The 15,689-nt window shown below is 64.2% G+C and carries 15 protein-coding genes; 10 read left to right on the top strand and 5 right to left on the bottom strand.

The features are described from left to right. Position 1 precedes the first annotated feature (1 nt). The 8 genes from E8L22_RS00910 (at position 2) to E8L22_RS00875 (ending at position 8,859) form a co-directional block, all read left to right on the top strand. Positions 2 to 238, top strand: a complete 237-nt coding sequence (locus tag E8L22_RS00910) for a hypothetical protein (RefSeq protein WP_136523419.1) — start codon at positions 2 to 4, stop codon at positions 236 to 238. After that, the gene (locus E8L22_RS00905) at positions 235 to 1,623 is read left to right on the top strand and encodes an ABC transporter ATP-binding protein (RefSeq protein WP_136523418.1); all 1,389 of its coding nucleotides are present in this window, start codon (positions 235 to 237) and stop codon (positions 1,621 to 1,623) included. Before E8L22_RS00910 ends, E8L22_RS00905 begins: the two co-directional genes overlap by 4 nt. Beyond that, positions 1,604 to 2,386, top strand: a complete 783-nt coding sequence (locus E8L22_RS00900; protein ID WP_136523417.1) for an energy-coupling factor transporter transmembrane component T family protein — start codon at positions 1,604 to 1,606, stop codon at positions 2,384 to 2,386. Before E8L22_RS00905 ends, E8L22_RS00900 begins: the two co-directional genes overlap by 20 nt. A 202-nt stretch (positions 2,387 to 2,588) precedes the next feature. Further along, the gene (locus E8L22_RS00895; RefSeq protein ID WP_136523416.1) at positions 2,589 to 3,155 is read left to right on the top strand and encodes a hypothetical protein; all 567 of its coding nucleotides are present in this window, start codon (positions 2,589 to 2,591) and stop codon (positions 3,153 to 3,155) included. Then, positions 3,152 to 3,949 carry an energy transducer TonB gene (locus tag E8L22_RS00890; protein WP_162604753.1) on the top strand — a complete coding sequence of 266 codons (798 nt, stop codon included), beginning with the start codon at positions 3,152 to 3,154 and terminating at the stop codon, positions 3,947 to 3,949. Before E8L22_RS00895 ends, E8L22_RS00890 begins: the two co-directional genes overlap by 4 nt. A gap of 49 nt (positions 3,950 to 3,998) precedes the next feature. Continuing rightward, complete coding sequence (locus E8L22_RS00885; RefSeq protein ID WP_136523414.1) at positions 3,999 to 5,252, top strand: fibronectin type III domain-containing protein; 1,254 nt, start codon at positions 3,999 to 4,001, stop codon at positions 5,250 to 5,252. 133 nt (positions 5,253 to 5,385) lie between these two features. After that, on the top strand, positions 5,386 to 7,389 hold the full coding sequence (locus E8L22_RS00880; RefSeq protein WP_136523413.1) for a TonB-dependent receptor: 2,004 nt from the start codon (positions 5,386 to 5,388) through the stop codon (positions 7,387 to 7,389). A gap of 39 nt (positions 7,390 to 7,428) precedes the next feature. Next, entirely contained in the window at positions 7,429 to 8,859 is a 1,431-nt protein-coding gene (locus E8L22_RS00875) for a fibronectin type III domain-containing protein (RefSeq protein WP_136523412.1), read from the top strand. A 23-nt stretch (positions 8,860 to 8,882) separates the two neighbouring features. On the opposite strand, the gene E8L22_RS00870 is transcribed toward E8L22_RS00875, so the two are convergent. The 3 genes from E8L22_RS00870 to E8L22_RS00860 form a co-directional block, all read right to left on the bottom strand. After that, complete coding sequence (locus tag E8L22_RS00870) at positions 8,883 to 9,902, bottom strand: glycosyltransferase (RefSeq protein ID WP_136523411.1); 1,020 nt, start codon at positions 9,900 to 9,902, stop codon at positions 8,883 to 8,885. Between the two features lie 198 nt (positions 9,903 to 10,100). Next, entirely contained in the window at positions 10,101 to 11,129 is a 1,029-nt protein-coding gene (gene pstS, locus E8L22_RS00865; RefSeq protein ID WP_136523410.1) for a phosphate ABC transporter substrate-binding protein PstS, read from the bottom strand. A gap of 96 nt (positions 11,130 to 11,225) precedes the next feature. Further along, positions 11,226 to 11,903: a response regulator gene (locus E8L22_RS00860; RefSeq protein ID WP_136523409.1), complete on the bottom strand. Its 678-nt coding sequence runs from the start codon at positions 11,901 to 11,903 to the stop codon at positions 11,226 to 11,228. A gap of 406 nt (positions 11,904 to 12,309) precedes the next feature. On the opposite strand from E8L22_RS00860, the gene E8L22_RS00855 reads away from it, so the two are divergent. Next, positions 12,310 to 13,755, top strand: coding sequence for an aminotransferase-like domain-containing protein (locus E8L22_RS00855; RefSeq protein WP_136523408.1), 1,446 nt, complete (start codon positions 12,310 to 12,312; stop codon positions 13,753 to 13,755). Between the two features lie 34 nt (positions 13,756 to 13,789). Here the strand turns inward: E8L22_RS00855 and E8L22_RS00850 are convergent, their stop codons facing one another. Next, complete coding sequence (locus tag E8L22_RS00850; protein WP_136523407.1) at positions 13,790 to 14,005, bottom strand: hypothetical protein; 216 nt, start codon at positions 14,003 to 14,005, stop codon at positions 13,790 to 13,792. A gap of 239 nt (positions 14,006 to 14,244) precedes the next feature. Between E8L22_RS00850 and E8L22_RS00845 the strand changes: the two genes are divergently transcribed. After that, entirely contained in the window at positions 14,245 to 14,499 is a 255-nt protein-coding gene (locus E8L22_RS00845; protein WP_136523406.1) for a YtxH domain-containing protein, read from the top strand. Positions 14,500 to 14,583: 84 nt separating this feature from the next. On the opposite strand, the gene E8L22_RS00840 is transcribed toward E8L22_RS00845, so the two are convergent. Beyond that, positions 14,584 to 15,456 carry an EamA family transporter gene (locus E8L22_RS00840; RefSeq protein ID WP_136523405.1) on the bottom strand — a complete coding sequence of 291 codons (873 nt, stop codon included), beginning with the start codon at positions 15,454 to 15,456 and terminating at the stop codon, positions 14,584 to 14,586. Positions 15,457 to 15,689 lie beyond the last annotated feature (233 nt).

Below are 15,689 nucleotides of genomic sequence, written 5' to 3'. Positions count from 1 at the left end.
CATGTGGCGCGCAAACGAGAAAGGGGTCATGGAGTTCGCCCACGGCAAGGAGGCCTGGTCGCTGGCGGAGCAGGCGGCGCTTGCTTGCACCTGCTTCGTTCCTGATGTCGAGGAGGAGCAGTTGGCCGAGGAGGATCGCTCCTGCTACGACTGCCGTTACCGGCGCTGGAGCGTCGAGTCGTTCACCTGTCTGCGGGGGGCGGCGCGGCACGGCGAAACCGCCCTGATCGCGCATTGAACGATAGAGTCCTGGAAATAGAGCATTTCGGCTTCACCTACCACGGTGCGGCGGCTCCGGTGCTGGAGGGGGTCTCCTGCACCGTGCGGCGCGGCGAGTTCGTCTGCCTGACCGGCGATTCCGGCTGCGGCAAGAGCACGCTCCTTCTGGCGGTTATGGGGCTTCTGCGCGGCGGAAGGCGTCACGGGACCATCCGCGTGGCGCCGGCCGAGGATGAGGCGGCGCCGTCCGCGGGGATCCTCTTCCAGGTCCCGGAATCGCAGATCCTCTGCAGCACCGTGGCGGAGGAGGTGGCCTTCGGCCCCGAGAACCTCTGCGTGGCGCCGGACGAGATCGCCATCAGGGTGCGCGAGGGGCTGAGAGCAGTCGGGCTGGAGGGGGAGGAGACGCGCAGCGTCGAGCGTTTCTCGGCGGGGCAGAAGCAGCGCCTAGCCCTCGCCTCGGTCCTCTCCATGCGCCCCGGACTCATCCTGCTGGACGAGCCGACCTCGCAGCTCGACGCCGCGGGAAAGGACGAACTTGTCGCCATCTTCGCGCTTTTGAAGGAGCGCGGGCACACCATCGTCATGGCAGAGCACGACCCGCGCCCGTTCGTGGCGCTCATCGACCGGTACCTGAGGCTCGAGGGGGGGCACCTCGTCAGTGACGACGCGACGCCGCCGGACCCGGTGCGCTACCGTCCGAAGGCCTTCCTGCTCCCGTATTCGGCGACCCTCTACGGGACGAGGCCGGTACTCGACGTGCAGGGGCTGGACGTTGCCTACCCGGAGACGGGCCGGGTGCTGAAGCGGGCCACCCTGCGCGTGTGTCGCGGCGAGCGGGTCCATCTGTTCGGGCAAAACGGTGCGGGGAAGTCGAGCTTCCTGCGCTGCCTCGCCGGGCTTCTCCCCGCCGACTCGGGGCGGCTCTGGGTGGCGGGAACGGAGAAACCGGGGCCGGGTACGCTGCGCGGCAGGCTCGGTTTCCTGATGCAGAACCCGGCCCGCCAGCTCTTCGCCGAGACGGTCCGGGAGGAGGTCGCCTTCTCGCTGGAGCGCCTTTCCTACCCGGCGGAGGAGATCGACCGCATCGTGGACGAGACCCTCTCCTTTTGCGGCATCGCCCATCTCGCGGACCGTGCGCCGCTCACCATCTCTTTCGGGGAGCAGCACCGCGTGGCCCTTGCGACCGTGGTGGCGCCGCGTCCGGTGTTGCTGCTTCTGGACGAGCCTTTCGCCGGGCTCGATTTCCCGCAGCGCCTGAGCCTTTTGGCGATCCTCGGCAGGATGCCGATCCGCTACGGCACGACGGTGCTGATCGCCTCGCACGACGAACTGCCGGACCGGCGCTGGGCCGATCGCAGCCTCCATCTTCAGGAGGGCGGCATTGCAGAAAGGGCCTCCTAGATTCCGCACCTCGCTCAGAAGCCGCGGCTATCCCTGCCGGTTCGCCGAGCACGATTCGCCGGTGCACCGGATGGGGGCGGGATGGAAGCTTGTTTTCGGGGTGTTCCTGAGTGCACTGGCGGCGGGGGGGCGTACGCCGCTGATGCAGGCGATCTTGGTGCTGGTGACGCTCGCCTACTACCTGTCGGCGCGTCTCACCCTGCGGGACCTCTGGTGCGACGTGCGGCTCTTCGCCTTTCAGGCAGCCATGGTCATCCCCCTTTACTGCATGCTGGACGGTGTGGATAAGGGGCTCTGGCCCGGGGTTCGCATCTCGACGCAGATCGTGCTTTTCTACCTCCCGGGCGCCGTCTTCCTGCGCACCACGCGCACCAGCGAGGCGATGGCGGCGCTGCGCCGGGTCGTCCCGTACCGGCTCTCCTTCCTGGTGTTCGTGAGTGTTAGGTTCGTGCCGCTGTTTTTCCGGGAACTCGAGGAGATCGTGGCGCTGCAGCGCCTGAGGGGGGCGCGGCTTTCCCCGCGGGAGCAGATGAACCCGCGCAACTGGCCCGATCTCTTCAACTGCGTGGTGCTTCCGCTCATGGTCCGCGCCTTCAGGACCGCCGACGAGGTGTCCCGCTCCGCCGAGGCGCGCGCCTTCGGTCTGCACCGGGAGCGAACCTACCTCGATGTCGCCGCGATGGGAAGGGGGGCCGGGGAGGAGGCGGAGGATGAGGTTACGGGCGGGGATGGGGTGCCCCCGGCTAAAGCACTTCTTGATTAGTCACAGATCCGGTTGCTGCGGCTTTTTGTTGAGAGCGCCCCTCCCCCCGGAGGGGGGAGGCTGGGAGGGGGGAAGGGTGATCGAGTTGCCACGCTTCCCCCTCCCTAATCCTCCCCCTCCGGGGGCGGGGAAGGCACAGTCCCTCGCGTGAAAAGGTAAAAAGGGGACAGGCACCTGCGGAGCCGGTCTCCAAGGAGAAACGATGGAACAAACGGAAAGAATCTATATCTGGCGACGCTTTACCCTGCGGGAGGCGGTCCTGCTCTGCTTCTGCGCGACCCTGATCGTGCTCACCCGCGCCGGACTCAGGCTGCACCTGCACCTGCCGGGGCACGTCATGTTTTTCACCATGTTCTTCTTCCTCCTCGCCAGGGGATGCGTCCCGAAGGTCGGCGCGGCGACTCTCGTCGGGCTCATCACGAGCCTTGCCAGCGTCCTCCTCGGCATGGGGAGCGGCGGCGCCATGGTGCTGGTCAAGTTCCTGCTCCCGGCACTCGTGGTGGACCTGGCGGGCCTGATCGCCCCGGGCTTCGTCACGAGCCTCCTTGCCTGCGCCACGGTCGGGGTGCTTGCGTCGCTTTTACGCGCCGGCGCCAACACCGGCGTCGAGTGGCTTCTCGGCATGGACGAGGAGATCATGCTGCAAAAAACGGTGATCTCGGCGGGGATGAACGGGCTTTGGGGCGGACTGGGGGCGCTTGCCGTCCCGGCCATCATCCGCAGACTGCGCAAGAACGGCCTGATCGACCAGGGGGCGGCCGCGACGTGAGCCGGCTCCGCGCCGAGAACTTGCCGGTGACGCACCTGCTCCTGCTTTCCTTTTTGGCGCACCTTTTTCTGCTCTACGGCGCGGGAAGGCTTTGGCAGCGGGAAGGGGTGCGGGAGGAGCGCAACCGCCAGGCGGTGGTCGCGTACCTGGATCTGGGGGGGGCTGGAAAAGCACCCGCGCCGGGGAGAGCGACTTCTCCGGAATCCTCTGTCTCTCCCGCACGACGGGCGGCATTCGAGGCGACGCCTCCCGTAGTTGGGACGAGCGCTTCTGCTTCTCTCAGGGAACCGGTGTCGCCGGCAGCACCACCCCGGACGTCCGCGAGTCCCGTCGCGCCTGTCGTCGGAGCCCCGGCCGGAGTGGTGCACCCAGCCGCAGGTAGTGGGCGCGCCGCGTCCGGAGCAACCATCGAGGCGGATAACCGCGGCACGGGAAGCGGCCGAGGGACTTTTGCCGCACCTTCCGCAGCGCCGGCTTCGTCGGGACAGGGCGCGGGGAGGGAGGTTCGCGGCGGCTACCAGGCGCTGTTGAAGCGGCTCATAGAGGCGCACAAGGAATACCCACTGGCAGCGCGCAAGTCCGGCCGGGAAGGGAGTTGCCGGAGAAGGTTCATGCTGCGGCGTGACGGTTCGTTGAAGAGCGTCGAGCCGGTTGACTCCTGCGGACACCCCTTTCTCGATGCCGCGGCGACCCGCGCCATCAGCTCCGTGGGGGCCTTTCCCCCGGTCCCCGCGGAGCTGTCGCCGGATGAGCCGTTCGAGGTGACCATCACCTTCGCCCTGGCCAGGAAATGACGCACCCCCCTCTGTTGAGGATTTTTTTTAAAAAGGAGAAAACGACCCAATGAAGAAGCAGCTTTTTCGGTGGCTTGCCGCCATCACCCTGACCGTTCTCGCGCTGGTTTTTGCCGGCTGCGGCTCGAGCGGCTCGAGCGACTCCAACGCCCCTGCCAAGCCGACCGCGGTAGCGGCGACCGCCGGTGACAGCCAGGCGGCGGTCACCTGGACCGCCTCCGCTGACGCCACCTCCTACAACGTCTACTACGGCACCAGCCCGGGCGTCACGGTCGGCAACGGCACCAAGGTGGCCGGGGCGACGAGCGGCCAGGCTATCACCGGCCTTGCAAACGGCACCACCTACTATTTCGTGGTCACCGCCGTAGGCGCCCACGGCGAGAGCGCCGTCTCGGACGAAGCAAGCGCTACGCCGCTCCCCCCGCTCCCTGACAAGGTTTCCGGTGTGGTGGTGACCGGCGGCGACGCACAGGCGACCATCTCCTGGTCACCGGCGCCCGGCGCCATCTCCTACAACGTCTATTACGGCACCGCCGCGGGCGTCACCGCAGGCAACGGCACCAAGGTCGCCGGGGCGACGAGCGGCCAGGCCATCACCGGGCTCGTCAACGGAACCACCTACTACTTCGTGGTTGTCGCGGCAAACCTGGCTGGCGAGGGGGCCGTTTCGGACGAGGCTTCGGTGAAGCCCCTTCCGGCCCTGCCGGGAAAGGTTCAGGGGCTGAGGGTCTCCGGCGGCAACGGCCTGGTGACCATGGCATGGAGCGCCGTGGCCGGCGCCACCTCCTATAACGTCTACTACTCCACGACCTCCGGTTTCACCACTTCGACCGGGACCAAGGTGTCCCTCACCGCGGACGAGTCCCTCGCCGGTCTCACGCAGCCGGGGCTCACCGTGACCGGACTTGCCAACGGCACCACCTACTATTTCCTGGTCACCGCCTCCAACGTCGCGGGAGAAAGCACCACGCCGTCCAGCCAGTCCTCCGCCAAGCCTTCCGCATCGGCACAGGCCCCGGCCAAGCCGACCGGGGTCTCCGTGACCGCCGGTGCCGGTTCTCTGGCGGTTTCCTGGGACTGGGTGCCGCTTGCTTCCTCCTACAACGTCTACTACATGGAGAGTGCAACCGCTCCCACCACCGCCGCGGTAATCGCGAACAACCAGAAGGTCTCCTCCACAGGTTCGCCTTTGACGATCAACGGGCTCACCCCCGGCACGAACTACTGGGTCACCGTCACCGCGGTAGGCTCCGGCCTGGAAAGCGGCGGGCAGACCAACCCGAAACAGGGCGTCCCGCAATAGGTTGGTCCTTCCCCCTCCCTGACCCTCCCCCTCCGGGGGAGGGGACATGGGGAGATCCGGAGTGCGAGTTGCATCGGAGTCCGCCTCTCCTTCCCCTGGAGGGGGGATCTTTACATTATCAGGAAGGTTTTTCATGGAACTTAGAACAGTAATTTGCCTCCTCGCTCTCTGCTGCGCGCAGGCCGCCGTGGCCAGGGGCGAAGCGGGCGGGGGCGCATCGGAGAGCTACGCGCTCGGCGAGGTGGTGGTGTCCGGTAACCGCGCCGACGGCGGGCCGGGAGAAGAGGCGAGCCAGACGCTTTACCGGGTGAGCGAGGAGGAGATCAGGGCGAGCGGGGCGCGGACGCTCGACCAGGCGCTGCAGCTCTTGCCCGGCGTCAACGTGCGGACCGGTGCCGAGGGGGTGCCGCGCATCGACATCCGCGGCTTCAGGACGCGCCACGTGCTCCTGCTCCTGGACGGCGTCCCGGTGAACTCCGCCGTAGACATGCAGTTCGACCCGACCACCATCCCCACCGAGAACATCGCCGAGATAAAGCTCACCTCCGGGGCGAGCTCGGTGCTCTACGGCCAGGGGGGGTTGGGCGGGGTGATCAACGTTATAACCCGCAAGGGGACCCCAGGCGTGCGGGGGACCGTGTCCGGCGAATTCGGCGACCACGCCCCCTACCTCGCCAAGGGGACCCTCTCCGCCGCCACCGACCGCTTCAGCTATTTCCTGAGCGGCAGCGCGAACCGGGTGGACGGCTTCCCGCTCTCCGGCGCGTTCGACCGGACCGCGAACCAGAACACCGGCTACCGTGACAACAGCGACAAGGAACGGCGCAACTTCCTCGGCACCGCCGGCTTCACCCCGACCGCCGACCTGGCCCTCGGTCTCACCCTGAGCTACGGCGAGGGGAGCTACGGCAAGCCCGCCGGCACCATCGGCGATCCGATCGATCCCTTCGCCTCGCCCCCCAAGTACGTCCGAGTGGAGGACTACTCGGGGCTCTACCTGCAGCTGGCCGGGGAGTACGCGGCGGGGGAGCGTCTCACCTTGCGCGGCTGGACCTACCTGAACCGCCACGAGGAGGACGTGAACCAGTACGACGACGCGCGGCTCGATTCCTTCCTCGCGGACGGATCCTTCCGGGAGGAGGTGCGCACCTCGGTCTACGGCGCGACGCTCCAGCCGAAGTACGACTTCGGCCGCTTCGGGACGCTCACCTTGTCGCTTGGCGCCGAGCGCGACGCCTGGGAGAACGGCGGTGTTCAGACGGTGAACCCGGTCTCCGGCGGGACCCCGACCTACAGCGATCTATCAAGGGACCGTTCGCTCTCGCTTTATTCGGCGGGAGCCGAGTACGAGTTCTCTCCGGTCACCGGGGTGGGGCTCGTCGCCGGTTACGGTCATTACTGGCAGCACAGAAGCGAGCTGGACCAGGACGACTACAGCTTCCTGCTCGGCGGTAGTTACGACATCTTGCCGGACACCCGCCTGAAGGCTTCCTTCAAGCGCAACGTCCGCTTCCCGTCGCTTGGCGACCTTTACGATCTCTCCAAGGGAAACGACGCGCTCGTCGCCGAGACCTCGCGCAGCTTCGAGGCGGGTGTCGAGCAGAAGCTGCCGCGCGAGGCGAGGGTGGCCATCACCGGTTTCTACACCGACGCCGACAACCTGATCCAGAACGACCAGGCCGCCGGCCGCAACATGAACCTCTCCGAGGTGCGCTTCGCCGGCGCCGAATTGCAGGGGGAGGTGCATCCGCTGGACCGGCTCATGCTGCGCGGGGGATACACCTACCTGCACTCGGAGGACCGCTCCCGTCCCGGGCGGGACGAGGTGCAGTACAACCCTCGCGACAAGGTGACCCTCGAGGGACGCTACGACGCGCGCTGCGGTGCGACCGCCTACGTCGCGGTCAACTACGTCGCCAACCAGTATTTCTATACGAAGGACAGCGTGGCGGTGGTGCAGAAGGCGAAGCTCGACGACTACGTGCTGGTGAACGTGAGGTTGAGCCGGAAGGTGCTGAAGGACCGCGTTGAGCTCTACGTTGGGGCGAACAACCTCTTCGACCGGAACTATGAGACGAGCTACGGCTTCCCGCAGCCGGGGCGGTACATCTACGGCGGGTTCGAATACCGTCTCTGACGCGGGGTCCGCAGCGGCGGACCCGGGAGGATTTTCCAGATGCAGTGCACCTGGCGCAGTTTATTCATTCTTGTTGCCGCTTTCTTCATCACCGCCGGGCTGAACGCCTGCGGTGCGTCCCCCTGGCGCTACGACCCGGGCATGGCCGCGACTCCTGCCGGGGTGGTGGCGGTCCCGGGCGACCGGCAGGTCTCCCTTTCCTGGAGCCCGGCGCAAGGAGCGGCCGGCTACCATGTCTACTATTCGAGCGTCTCCGGGCTGGCCGCGGGTGGGGGCGCCAAGGTGGCCGAGATCACCGGCACCTCGGTCATCGTGCCCGGGCTCGACAACGGTACCCGCTACTACTTCGCGGTGAGCGCCTACAACTCAAACGGCGAGAGCGCCCTCTCTCCCGAGGTATCCGTGGTTCCCGAGCCCCCCGGCCCCTTCAGCCAGGCCGACCTGGAGGGGGCCTGGCGCTTCAACGCCCTGGTGACCGGTCCAAACCCGCGCTGGTTGCGCGGCTCGGTCGGGATCGACGCCTCGGGTGCGGTCAGCGTCACGCGCTACGAGGACAGTCTGGGTGGGAACTCGGCCCCGGCGGAGCTCTTCACGGCGATGACCCTTCTGTCCGACGGCACGGTGAGCCAAAGCGGCCAGGCTGCGGGCTTCCAAGGAACCGTGGCGGCGAACCTCTACAAGGACCTCATGGTCGGGACGGCAACCCTTTCCGGCGGGGGGAGGATGCTGATGGTCATGCAGAAAAGCGTCCCCGGCATCGTCTTCAGCGCGGCGGACGTGAAGGGGACGGGAAGGCTCGTGGCGGGACCGCTCCCCTACGTCTACCACCAGCTCTCGGCAGGCCTTGTTCCGGAGTGGGAGTACGCGAGCTGCCAGGTGGGGCAGGACCAGGGGGTGACCTACCTCTCCCTGAACGGGCCTACCCCGCGTGCCCTTCCCGGTGGCGGGAGCAAGGCGGTGAGCCTCGCCATCACCGCGGACGGCGTGGTGAGCGAGACCCCCTACCCAGGGGTGACGCCGCAGCCCGCGGCACTCGTGACCCAGGGGATCATGTCGGCGGACAAGATGACCGTCGTGGCGACGGCCACCGACGCGGGGGGCGCGCCGCTTTTGCGCATCATGCAGCTCGTGCACCCGCCCGCCGTGCTCCTTACCGCTTCGAGCTACCTCACGGCGGACCTGACCGGTAGCTTCGGCGTTCATGAACTCTACGGCGCGGCGCCGGGGTGGAGTCACGGCACCCAGACGGTCGACGCCGCCGGGGGGCTCCTCTACACCGCCTTCCTGGATGCCGGCGGCTCAACGCTCCTCCCAGGCGGTTACACCCTTGCCATGGATCAGCAGGGCGCGCTGGCCGCGGCGGGCGTCTCGGGGTATCACGGCCAGTTTTCCTACGGCAAGGAGATGTTCGTGTCGGTTCGTAACGGCACCGCCGGAACTCCCGTCTTGAGCATCTCGCTCAGGAAGTAGGGGGAGGAAGGGGCGGCGCCTGATCACGCGACGCAGACGGCGTCGACCCCCTCGATGAAACCCGCCTTCTGCGAAGTCTGCCGCACCACGTCACGCGCGCCGCGGGCCCCCACCGTCATGAGAAGCTTGATGCCGGTGCGGGTAAGCTCGCTCGTGGCGAGGACCGGCGCGCCGTGCAAGGGACGGCCGATCTTTTTGGGGTCGACGTCGACCCAGTAAGCCACCCCTATCCCCGCCTCCTTGAGAAGCCGCTGCCAGGCCCTCCCCTCGAGCCCCGCCCCGGCCAGGATCACCTCTCGCTCGTCCTTCAGAAAACCCTCCCGCAGGTGGTGCAGCTTGCAGCGGCGGAAGGCGTCCTGGGTGTAGGCCGGGTTCGTGCGCGTGGTCCGCTCCGGCCGTTCGCGCCAATAAAAGAGCGTCTCCGGGAGCCGTGCGAACCGGGTCCCCGCCGCGGCCATGCGCAGCCACAGGTCGTAGTCCTCGGGCCACCCCATGTCCCGGTAGCCTCCGGTCCGCTCGATCTCGCCCTTTCTGAACATGACGCTCGGGTGCACGAAGGGGGACTCGACGAATAGGTCGGCGGAGATCTCCTCGTGCCCCAAAAGTGCATTCTGCCACCGCTCGTAGCCGCTCATCCCCATGCCGACCCGGTGGCGGGGGAAGTGCCGGAAGGAGCAGGCGAGAAGTCCCACCTCCGCGTGGTCGGCGAGGTAGTCTACCTGCGCCGCGAGCCGCGCCGGGTGGCAGACGTCGTCGCCGTCCATGCGTGCGATGAGGTCGGCGCGGCAGGCGGCAAGCCCAAGGTTCAGGGCCGGTACCAGCCCGAGACCTCCGGCTTGCAGCACACGTATGCGCGCATCCGCTGCGGCCGCCCGGGCCAAAAGCTCCGGAGTGGCGTCCTTCGAGCCGTCATCCACGGCAACAAGCTCCCAATCCTTGAAACTCTGCACCGAGAGCGAGGCGAGCGCCGCCCGGAGATGCTTCTCCTCGTTGCGCACCGGCATCAGGATCGATACCGCCGGCGTATTGATGGCTCTGTTCATGGTCGCGTCTCCCTTGCAGGTCCGGTTTCACGTGCCCAACATTAGCAGGACTCCGGAGCGGGACCAAGAGGAAAGATCATGCCCGGGGTCAGCGCTTCTTCGAGAGGGGATGGCCAGGATCTGTCATGGGCTCGAATAAAGAAAACGGGGCACCGGTATGTTCCGATGCCCCGTGGGGGTGCCGCTTATGGGTAGGCTTTACTTGATGGTCTTTATGGTCTTCTGCACCATCTTCACGACGTTTTCCGGCAGCGGAGCGTAGAGCATCGGGGCGGCCATCTTCTGCCCCTTGGTCATGGACCAGTTCAGGAACTCGACCACGTGTTTTCCCTTGGCTGCGTCCTTCTGCTGCTCGTAGACCAGGAGCCAGGTGAAGCCGACCACCGGGTAGGCGTCCCTGCCCGGCTGGTTCACCAGCGAGATGCGGTAGTCGGCCGGCATGTGCTTAACGGCCGCTGCGGCAGCAGCGCTGGTGGATTTGATCGAGGGCTCCACGAAGACGCCCGCCTTGTTCTTCAAGGATGCGTACGGGAGCTTGTTTTCGAATGCGTAAGCAAGCTCGACGTAGCCGATGGAATACGGGGTGGTCTTGATCTGACCCGCGACCCCTTCGTTCCCCTTGCCGCCAAGGCCAACCGGCCACTTCACGGAAGCGCCCTTGCCCACCTTCTGGGCCCAATCCGCGTTCACGCCGGTAAGGTAGTCGGTGAAGATGCTGGTGGTGCCGGACCCGTCGGAGCGATGCACGACGATGATCGGCTTCGCCGGGAGGTGCACACCTTTGTTGTCGTCCGCGATCCTCGGGTCGTTCCACATGGTGATCTTGCCCAGGTAGATGTTGGCCACGTCCTCGGAGTTAAGTTTCAGGCCGGTGCCGATGCCCGGAACGTTATAGGTCACCACGACGGCGCCCATGACGGTCGGGATATGGATCAGCTTGCCGGGGGCGGCCTTAAGCTCGTCGTCGGAGAGGAACTTGTCGCTTGCACCGAAGTCGACGGTCTGCGCGGTGATCTGCTTGATGCCGCCGCCGGAACCGATGGACTGGTAGTTGAACTTGACCCCCTTGTCCACCTTGGCGTACTCGGTGAACCACTTGGAGTAGAGGGGGTAGGGGAAGGTGGCCCCGGCGCCGTTGATAAGTGTTTCGGCGTTTGCCTGACCGGCGCAGGCGACTGCGGCGATGAGCGCCAGCGTCATGACGGCTTTTTTGATTCGGTGTAGCATCGATGTTCCTCCTGTTCGTTGTTTTTCAAAGATGTCGACATGGTAATGAAGCGTTGTGGCGTTTCTGTTACAGGCTCCGTACGTTCCCGTTAACTTTCACAGCTCGATCTTGTAGCCGAAGCCACGCACCGTCCTGATCAGTTCGCCGGCCGCCCCCATCTTGCCGCGCAGCCTCGTTATGTGCGTGTCGACCGTGCGCGAATCCTCGACGAAGGCGTATCCCCACACGTCGCGCAGGAGGACCTCGCGGCTTTGCAGCCTTCCCTGCCGCTGCACCAGGATATGCAAAAGCTTGAACTCCGTGCTGGTGAAGGAGACCTCGGCGCCGTCGATTGCCACCGAGTGACGTTCCACGTCCAGGGTAAGCGGCCCCACCTTCACGACGCTCCCCGGGGACGGGGGCGTCGCGGCGCGCCTTAAGAGCGCCCTGACGCGCAGTATCAGCTCCCGCGTCGAGAACGGCTTCACCACGTAATCCTCGGCTCCCACCTCGAAACCGACCACCTTGTCGATCTCCTCACCCTTCGCGGTCAGCATGAGCACCGGGATGGCAGCGGTCTTCTCGTTTCTCTTCATGGTCTTGCAGACCTCGGTACCCAAAAGCCCCGGAAGCATCAGGTCGAGGATGACCAGGTCCGGCTTGATCCGTGAGGCCTGGTCCAGCCCGGTGAGGCCGTCGTGGGCGGTCATCACCCGGAACCCTTCCCGCTCCAGGTTGAAAGCGACCAGTTCGGCGAGGTCCTTTTCATCTTCTATGATCAGTATCGTCTGCATAGGTGCTACTCCGGCATCCGAATGCTCTGGGTGGGTGCGACAGCGCGTCTTGTAACCATTTGCGACATGACCTCGTTTCTCCTTTTTCCCTGGCTCGGTGTTCGATGGCCGGGAGGATAGCAATGCAATGTTTCAATCAGGTTACCGATCTGACCTTGTTTTGTGACATTGAGGGAGGGAAAAGGACAGCTGTTGCGGACTATGAGGGGATTCTTTGAAACTGAGACGATAATTCACAATTGTAATGGTGACAGTTGTTGCCTATGATAACTGTACCCATCTGAAATGAGTGTAACTGTGACTGTGGATGAGGACGGTATTACGGTAGAGTTTGCCGAGAGACTTCAACTGGTTGGCAACTTCCCGCGTCATTATGAATGTTTTGGTGACGCGGATGGGAGGCGGTATGGCCCTGGAGATGGTGTCGGACTGCAGGCCGTTGTACGAGCGGGTGGGAAGCGAGATCGTGTCGCTCATCGACGGGGGGACCTATCGGGTCGGCGAAAGGCTCCCTTCGATCAGGCAGTTGAGCGCCAAGCTCAACGTGAGCATTAACACCGTGATGCAGGCGTACGCCGTGCTCGAGGACCGCAGGGTGATCCATGCGCGCCCGCAGTCCGGCTACTACGTCTGTCCGAAGGTCCCCGAGATCACCGGGGAACCGGTCGCCAGCAACCAGCGCTTCCGTGCCACAGCGGTCACCTTCAGCGACCTCTGTCAGTTGGTGATCCGCAACATGATGAACCCGGAACTCCTCCCCCTGGCAAGCGCGATCCCCAACCCGCAGCATCTCCCGGTGGACAAGCTAAGCCGCATCATGGCCGCCGAGCTCAGGCGCTTCGGGCCCCAGAGCATCTCCTATTTCATGCCCCCGGGTAGCGAGCGGCTGCGCACCCAGATCGCGAAGCGCTCCCTCATTTACGGCGTCGGGGTGCGCCCGGACGAGGTGCTGGTCACCTCCGGGTGCGTCGAAGCGGTGCAGCTAGCCCTGCACGCCACCTGCAAGCCAGGTGACACCATCGCCGTCGAGTCCCCTTTCTATTTCAACTTCCTGCAACTGATCGCCGAGATGGGGCTGAAGGCCCTGGAGATCCCGTCGACGCCGAAGGAGGGGATCAGCATAGAGGCCTTAAGTTACGCCATCGAGCACAACAAGGTGAGTGCCTGCCTCGTCATCCCAAACTTCAGCAATCCGCTGGGAACCCTGATGCCCGACGAGCGCAAGCGCGAGCTGGTGCAGCTTCTGTCCCGTCACGAGATCCCGCTCATCGAGGACGATATCTACGGTGACCTCTGCTTTACCGACCAGCGTCCGGTCGCGGCGAAGGCCTTCGATCACAAGGGGCTCGTGATCTACTGCTCTTCTTTCTCCAAGACCCTCGCGCCGGGATACCGCGTCGGGTGGGCCATCGGCGGCAGGTACCAGACCGAGATGGAACGGCTCAAGATGATGAGCAACCTCGCCACCGCGTCGCCGACCCAGCTCGCCATCGCCGAATTTCTAGCCAACGGGGGGTACGACCATCACCTGCGCGCGATCCGCCGGGTCTACGCGAAAAATCTCTCCCAGATGACCGATGCCATCGTGCGGCACTTCCCGGAGGGGACCCGCATGACGCGTCCCGGCGGCAGCTTCATGCTCTGGGTCGAGATGCCCGAAGTGATCGACTCGGTGCAGCTCTTCCATCGCGCGCTGGAGCGCGGCATCAGCATCACCCCCGGCTCGATTTTCTCGCTCTCCGGGAAGTACCGGAACTACATGCGGGTTTCCACGGCGTTTTGGGATGACAAGGCGGAGCGCGGCATCGAGACTCTAGGCGCGCTGGTCAAGGAGATGCTGCAGCCTTTATGATATGGAGCTTGGTGGCGCTGCTTTAGAAAGGGGATCAGGAGGAGGGGAGGTGGAGCAGTGAGCAGCAGCGGCATTTGCCGTAGCGTGCGGGAAGAAGCAGGACGTTGATGGTCAGGCAGTTCTTGCATTCCCAGAAGGTGTACCCGGCCACTTCCTGGCCGCTCTGTTCGCTGAAGAACCACTTGTAATACGCGTCCCAGTCGTACTCGGGTTCCTCTTTCGCCTTTTCAACCAGTCGTTCCAATAGCATGGCGACTCTCCTTGCTCAAGACATGTCGTAAACATACAGCTAACAGGCGCAATATCAACCTGATATTTTTACTTAGCACCAAAGGTATTTGCTGTCCATGCTGAATACATCAATCGGTCGATGTATTCAGCATGGTCGAGTCTTCGTGTTGTTCTGTAGACGATTTCCCGGTGGACTTCCTTTTTTGATCGGCGGTAAAATGAGACATCAGTAGATATCCTCTAAAAGGAGGCACTATCATGAACGAAAGGATGAAAAGACCGATCAATGGGCTCATGATGCTTCTGGGGGGCGGGATGCTTGGTGCAGGTATTGGGCTTTTGTTAGCTCCCTGCTCCGGTGCCAAAAGCAGGAAGAAAATGATCAAGATGGGGAGAACGGTCAGCGACAGAAGCGACAGGTTGATGCGGGACCTCTCCGGTCGGATGGAGGATCTTGCGGATACCATGGCCAGCATGAGCGGCAAGGCGAGCAAGATGATGCACCTTCGTTAACTGCTGTAACAGAAGTGCGTCTCGTCGGTTGAGGGGGCCGCGGCCGTAAAGGTTGCGGGCCTTTTTATGTCTTAGCCCGATGCCCTAGCCGAACCGTATGAGCGCCGCGCCGGCTACTATGAGTGTGGCCGATATGAGGCGCATCCTGCCGAAAGATTCCTTCAGGAAGAAGATCCCGATCAGTACGCCCACCATGATGCTCACCTGCCGCACCGGAACCGCGTATCCGACGCGTGCCATGTTGAGCCCGTAGCGGAAAGTGAGGAAAGAGAGCATGACGGTCGGGCCGCTCCAAAGGATGAGGCGCCAGTTGGCGCGCCATTCCTCCGCGATGAGTTCGCGGTATTTTGGACGGCAGAGGTTTATGGACATGAGTAAGAGCATGGCCATGACCAGGAAATAGGTGAAGAAGACGGGCGGGTAGTCGCGCACGCCGGTCTTCTCGGCGATGGACCCGATGGAATAGATGAAGCCGGCCAGAAGTGCCGCGCGGACCGAGGTGCTCTGCAGGTCACGGAAGGGACGGGCGATCTCGGCGAGCGAGACCTCGCGCATCTGGACGCAAAAGGTGCCAAAGATAACGAGCAGGATGCCGCTTATCCCGGTGAGGGAAAGCCGCTCGCCGAGAAGCAGCACTCCCCAGATGGGGACATAGACCATAGAGGTCTGTGACAGAGGATAGATGATGGAGAGGTCCCCGTCCCGGTAGGCGCGTCCATTAAGGAGGTGGTAGAGGACGAAGCTCACCGACCCGATGGCGATCATGGTGAGGGTGTGGATGCCGGGCCAGTGGAAGGGCTCGTCGATGACGGTGATGATTACGGTGAAGGGGAACATCGAACAGATGAACATCCACCAGATAAAGACGGTCTTGTGACGACTCTGTTTCACCAGCGTGTTCCATGTGGCATGCATCACGGCGGAGAAGATGATAAGGGCAAAGGCTAGATTAGACATGGGCGGAGTATAGCCGAGGTCGATCGGCAATAGGAAACGCTTTCTGAGTATTATTCTCTGTTAGAGAAAATTACTCATTAAATCGTTGACGGTGCGGACGCGCTTTGTTATAAAGCTGGACTCCGCAGCAACGACGTTCTTTTCAACCGAATATTTGGACCGGCAGTCACCGTGGGAAAGTTACGGCGGCGGCGAATCTGAGAAAGATTTTTGAAAAGAAAATCTTGACAGGT

It is taken from the genome of Geomonas ferrireducens, assembly GCF_004917065.1.
GTDB classification, from domain to species: domain Bacteria; phylum Desulfobacterota; class Desulfuromonadia; order Geobacterales; family Geobacteraceae; genus Geomonas; species Geomonas ferrireducens.
The sequence above is the reverse complement of the archived record's forward strand: the minus strand, read 5'-3'. Positions and strand labels throughout refer to the sequence as shown.